5 protein-coding genes are annotated in these 5,070 nt (G+C 65.9%); 3 read left to right on the forward strand and 2 right to left on the reverse strand.

What is annotated here, in order from left to right:
* The 3 genes from E1287_RS45250 to E1287_RS44460 form a co-directional block, all read left to right on the forward strand.
* Nucleotides 1-272 (forward strand): hypothetical protein (locus tag E1287_RS45250; protein ID WP_207934792.1); only part of this gene is annotated, 272 nt, incomplete at its 5' end.
* A 230-nt stretch (nucleotides 273-502) separates the two neighbouring features.
* Nucleotides 503-850, forward strand: coding sequence for an MmcQ/YjbR family DNA-binding protein (locus E1287_RS41925; protein WP_243719816.1), 348 nt, complete (start codon nucleotides 503-505; stop codon nucleotides 848-850).
* A gap of 983 nt (nucleotides 851-1,833) precedes the next feature.
* Nucleotides 1,834-2,151, forward strand: coding sequence for a hypothetical protein (locus E1287_RS44460; protein WP_165969454.1), 318 nt, complete (start codon nucleotides 1,834-1,836; stop codon nucleotides 2,149-2,151).
* Between the two features lie 154 nt (nucleotides 2,152-2,305).
* On the opposite strand, the gene E1287_RS41935 is transcribed toward E1287_RS44460, so the two are convergent.
* On the reverse strand, nucleotides 2,306-3,211 hold the full coding sequence (locus E1287_RS41935) for a hypothetical protein (protein WP_131971489.1): 906 nt from the start codon (nucleotides 3,209-3,211) through the stop codon (nucleotides 2,306-2,308).
* Nucleotides 3,212-3,637: 426 nt separating this feature from the next.
* Entirely contained in the window at nucleotides 3,638-4,399 is a 762-nt protein-coding gene (locus tag E1287_RS41940) for an alpha/beta fold hydrolase (protein ID WP_131971491.1), read from the reverse strand.
* Between the last annotated feature and the right edge of the window lie 671 nt (nucleotides 4,400-5,070).

Below are 5,070 nucleotides of genomic sequence, written 5' to 3' on the forward strand. Positions count from 1 at the left end.
GGGGCGCAGTTCCGGTCGGCCTCGCCGAGTTCTCCGCCGATCCCCCGGTCGGTCCGGCCGGGCCGGCGGTCATTCGGGGCGTCGGCGGGACAGACCCGATCGACCCGGAACGTGCGGATCTCGCCGCTGCGGCGCTCGTGGCCGGTGACGTACCAGCGGCGGCATTCTCGCCGAGGTCTGGTCGTCCGTCCTCGGCCAGCCGATCCTGCACCGCTTTCGAGGACGAAGGCATCGTGGGCGCCGACCCCGCGCCTGCCCAGGAGCACGCATAAACTGTCGCACACATTCCTCCCCAGTCAACGCCCTAGCGATGCAGGGGCATCAAATCGTCGATACCCAATTTCCCAAAAGCCAATAGTTGCCCAATTCCTCACCGTCGCCAATAGCCACAGTTCACAACTGAACGAGCACAGAAATTAACGCCAACGACCGCCCGTTTGGTCATAGAAACGCAAACGCTGGCCCACATGGCCACACCTTCCAAAGGAAATGCATGACTAACATGGACGCGCTATCCCGAATACGAGAAATATGCCTTTCCTTGCCAGAGGCAACCGAGAAGCCATTTGGTGGGCACACGGCACCCTCCTTTCGAGTCCGCGACAAGCTGTTCGTGATGACCAGCGAGGACGGCCTCTCGATGACACTCAAGGCAGGCACGGGCGTGCAAGAGGCTCTCGTGGCGGAGAACCCCGAGCGCTTCTTCGTCCCGAAATACGTCGGCAGCAAAGGATGGGTAGGGGCACACCTCAACGTCGACCACGACTGGGACGAAATGGCTGAACTCATCGAGGACAGCTACCGCCTGATCGCACCAAAGAGCCTGGTGAACCTCCTGGGCAAGCAGTAGCAGCGCCCGCACACCCCACCTGCGGCAGACGCCGAATTACCCGTAGAAGCCAGCCGTCAACCGCCGTCGAAATCATCTCCATCGAAGTCCGTCTTTTCCGACACCTACAGGCCGAAGAGCCACGCTAGCCGCTTCACGCGCGAAGATGCTGCAGATCACACTCAGCGACACTTTCCGGGACGCGGGCCCAGGACGACGCCGCCGCTGGACCGAATGAGGTACTGGCCAGGCCCGGTAATGCTCGCGTCTGGCGTAGTCGCAGCACACGTCGGCCTTGCCTTCTACGAGTTCGGCGCGACAGGCGCAGACGCCGCCTTGCACGCGAAGGGGCGATCGGGGCGTATTTGTCGGCCACTTCTAGGACGGTTGCGTCCTGCGGTTAAGCGAGCCTGGTAGAGCGTCCGTCCAGGATTATGGTCACGTCGCTGGCCGAGCCTCGGATCAGGCTTCTTCCGACTGGGCACGCCCGCGCTCATGTCCACGTGAAACAGTTCTCGGTGGAGGCGGTTAGCGGCTCCATCACCTCGCCCCATCTACCTTGCCTGCCCCTACCCTGGCCCGCTCTGGCCCGCTCTGGCCTGGTCTGGCCTGGTCTGGCCCGCTCTGGCCCGCTCTGGCCTGGTCTGGCCCGCTCTGGCCCGCTCTGGCCTGGTCTGGCCTGGTCTGGCCCGCTCTGGCCCGCTCTGGCCTGGTCTGGCCTGCTCTGGCTGGCCTGGCTTGGCCGCCCTTCCTGGCCTGCCCTGCTCCAGCCTGCCTGCCCTGGCCTCCCCCTGCCCTAAGCCTGGCCTGGCCGCCCTGGCTGGCCTGCCTGCCCTGCCCCGGTGAGCGCCTGGCCTGCCCTGGCTTGCTCTGGCCTGCCCTCTGCCCTGCCTGGCCGGGCCCTGCCTGCCCTGGTCTGCCTGGCCGGTCGGGGCCTGGCCGGGTCGGGGCCTGGCCGGTCGGGGCCTGGCTTGCTCTGGTCTGCCCTGCGTGGCCTGCCTGGCATGCCTGGTCAGGGCCTGGCCTGCTCTGGCCTGCCCTGGCTGGCCTGCTCTCCCTGCCCTGGCCTGGCCGCCTTGCGTGGCCTGCTCGGCCCTGCCTGCCCTGCCTGGTCTGCCCTGCCTGGCAAGCAGGAGGTCGTTGCGACCCGGACCGGACGTGGCATCAGCCAGGCCCTGCGCCGCGACCTCCAGGCCGTGTGGGAATGGTGGGGCGGGCACGGCAAGGTCGACGCCAGGCACGTCGAGAAGGCGCAGTGGGAGCTGCCTGGCCCGCCCTCCCTGGCCGGTCATGGCCTGGACTGGACTGCGAGCGCGGGCTGATCGACAAGCGTGAAATCCGCCCGGTTTGCCGCGATCAACGTCCGCGCCCACGCGACCATGGCGGAAGGACACACCATGCTGACCCGCTGACTCGATGTGATGCACCGCCTGCATAGCCCGAGTTGCAGGGGGCGGTATCGATCGAGTTGAGCGGTCACCGTGATCGGCGGTTCAAGCGAGCCAGTCGGACGGCGATATGTTCCATTGTGGAATTGTCTGGTTGCCATCCTCGCTGGATGAGTACTGTCAGAAGAGCCTCCAGATAGGCCGTGGGCCGGTATAAGAAATCCTTGGTCACAGGAAGAATCTCCCACCCCATCTCTTTGGTGAGCCAAGCCCGCCGGCGCGCATCATGAGCTCGGGCCTTGCGACCGGAGTGATGACGTTCGCCGTCGTATTCCACGCCGACACGGAGTTCCGGATAGCCGAGGTCCACGTAAAGCCACTGGCCGTTTTCGCCCCTCACCGGGACTTGGGTCTTCGGACGCGGAAGACCTGACTCTATGACGGCGACACGGGTCCAACTCTCGCCAGGGGAAGCGGCACCGCGATCGCTGAGGCGGAGAATCTCCCGCAACCTTTTGTTGCCGCAGTAACCCTGCAAGCTCCGAGCCATAGAGGTGAGTTCATCAGTCTCCACTCCTCGCCGGAGAAATTGGTCGAGGGCCGCCACCGCCTCGTAGCGAGGGAGCCAACGGGCGCAGTCCAAAGCCGTGCGGGCGAAAGTCGTCATGCGTACACCAAACTCCTCCGTAACGTGACCTGCGGGAAGTTCCACGGTCTCTGCGGTGGTCCGCGACAGTGGATTCTCGGACGACCCGGGAGTGATGAGTTCGACATTCCAGTCGGCCTCGTCCTCCCCCGGCGGTAAGACGTCCAGGCCCCAGATCCATGCGGCGGCGCGTCGGGCGACGACGGCGTCCTGCGGGAGGAGATCGCTGAGTGCGGCGGCACGGGCGGCGAGCGAAGCTCCTTTGACCGGAACGAAGTACACGCCGGCTCCGATGGGGACGATCGATTCGGCGGACGCTCGTTTCCAGGTCAGGCTGAACCCGTTCATGCCCACGATCATGCCCGTCGGCAAGCCGCCGCGAAGGTCGCAGCAGAAATGTGGATAACCTCAGATAGTCCCAGGTCAACGCCCCAGAGTCGTGATCACGGTGTTGCCGAATCGACTCCCCTTAACTGGTCGCAGCATGAGCCATCAAACACGTCCAACGCACGGCGAACATTCGGGCAGAGCTCAGCACAACGACAATGCTGCAACGCCCACGCTTAGCCGACCTCGCAGGCTCACGTCTGCTCACCCGCTAGCGATGCCCACCACGCTTACCGGCCGCCGCCAGGGGTTCTCCTATTGCAGCCCCACTGACCACTCCCCGATCAGGCTCCGGACCGAGAGCACACCGACGTGTATCCACAACCACGTAACCCTGCATGAGACTCGCGGGGTCGGCAGTGCACCTTCGGACGAACGCCGAGTCCATCACGCCCTGATTGAGGCTGCGCCCTTTGCCCAGCCACCAATGCGCTCGATCAGATCAGGCGTGGCGGCAACTTCCGCATGGCCGAACCCAGGCTCTACCCACAACTCGCGTGGATCGCGCGCCGCGTCGTACAACTGCCGGCCGTGGTCGAGCGGAAGGAACGGATCCGCGTCTCCATGGACGACCAGCAGCGGAACCGGAGCGATCCGTCCAGCCACCTCGTACGGTGCCTCCGGCACCGGTTCCCATCCTTTGGGCGCCACTCGGGTGCCACGTGCCAGACGTACCGCCAGCCGCCCGGCACGTCGTTCGATCGCCCAGTGCACACGCCGCATCGGTACCGTCCCGCGGTAGTACCACCGAGCCGGCGCACTGACTGAGACCACGGCGTCCACTCCACCGTGCAATGCCGCGTGGCGGACGACGATGGCACCGCCCATGGAGAACCCGGCTACGGCAACGCGCCCGTACCCTCTGCGGCGTGCAGCCGCGACTGCCGCGTCGACGTCGAGAACCTCACGGTCGCCGACGGTGGAGTGACCACCAGATCTGCCATGGCCACGAAAATCCAGCCCGATGACACCACCGTGCTGGTGGAGCGCACTGGCGATCCGCCGGAGCATGGGCTGCCGCCAAGAGCAGGTGAAGCCATGTGCCAGGACGAAGCACAGGTCGCCGTCTCCCCGCATGTGACCTGCGTCGATCCGGACATCGTCAGCGGTGTAGAGCGTGAGGGGTTCGGGAATCACCACAATTCCCATGGTCGGCCATCGCCGTCCGTCGTGGCGCGCCCACCCGGCGGCACCGTCCTCGAACCCAGCCGTGGCGGCCCTGACCAGGGCAAACGACCGCCGCACTCGAGATCACAACCAAACTTCCAAGAATCTTGGCTCCGACCCGTTGGCGAATCGGCCCGCCGAACGATGGAGGGCATGAACCACCAGGGACATCTTCAGCCGGACCGGGCCAGCGCTGCTGGACCTATATGACACGGCGCTCCCCCAGCTCTATGCCCACCTGTTGCCCCGGTGTGGACGGCATGCGCTGGCCGAGGACCTCACGGCCGAGAAGTTTCTGGCCGCAGTCGAGGCGATACGCAAGGAGCCGTCACCTGCCTTGTCGGGTCGCGTGGCTGGTCGGAGTGGCCGGGCACGAGCTGGCCGACAACTGGCGGGCGCGTGGCACGCGAAGAATGCAGCCTCCAAGTCTTGGACGGGGGCCAGGGAGGCCCATCGAAGACCCGCCATGGGACGGGCGCTTGGACGTCCTCCCCGCCCGGGAAGCCCTTGGTGCGCTGAGCCCCAGCAAAGAGCAGCGGAGCCGCAAACGATCCCGCTCGGCAGCCCCACGGGCTCACCTCCGAAGGCACCGAGGGCCTAGGAAGCCGCTTCTACCCTCGGTCAACAGTGAACCCCCGAGCAACCCCAAAGCC

The organism is Actinomadura sp. KC06, from assembly GCF_004348735.1.
Classification (GTDB): domain Bacteria; phylum Actinomycetota; class Actinomycetes; order Streptosporangiales; family Streptosporangiaceae; genus Spirillospora.

Excerpts from the sequence above, each read along its gene's own strand:
- E1287_RS41925 (WP_243719816.1), top strand. The coding sequence starts at position 503 with ATGGACGCGCTATCCCGAATACGAGAAATATGCCTTTCCTTGCCAGAG.
- E1287_RS44460 (WP_165969454.1), top strand. The coding sequence starts at position 1,834 with ATGCCTGGTCAGGGCCTGGCCTGCTCTGGCCTGCCCTGGCTGGCCTGC.
- E1287_RS41935 (WP_131971489.1), bottom strand. The coding sequence starts at position 3,211 with ATGAACGGGTTCAGCCTGACCTGGAAACGAGCGTCCGCCGAATCGATC.
- E1287_RS41940 (WP_131971491.1), bottom strand. The coding sequence starts at position 4,399 with ATGGGAATTGTGGTGATTCCCGAACCCCTCACGCTCTACACCGCTGAC.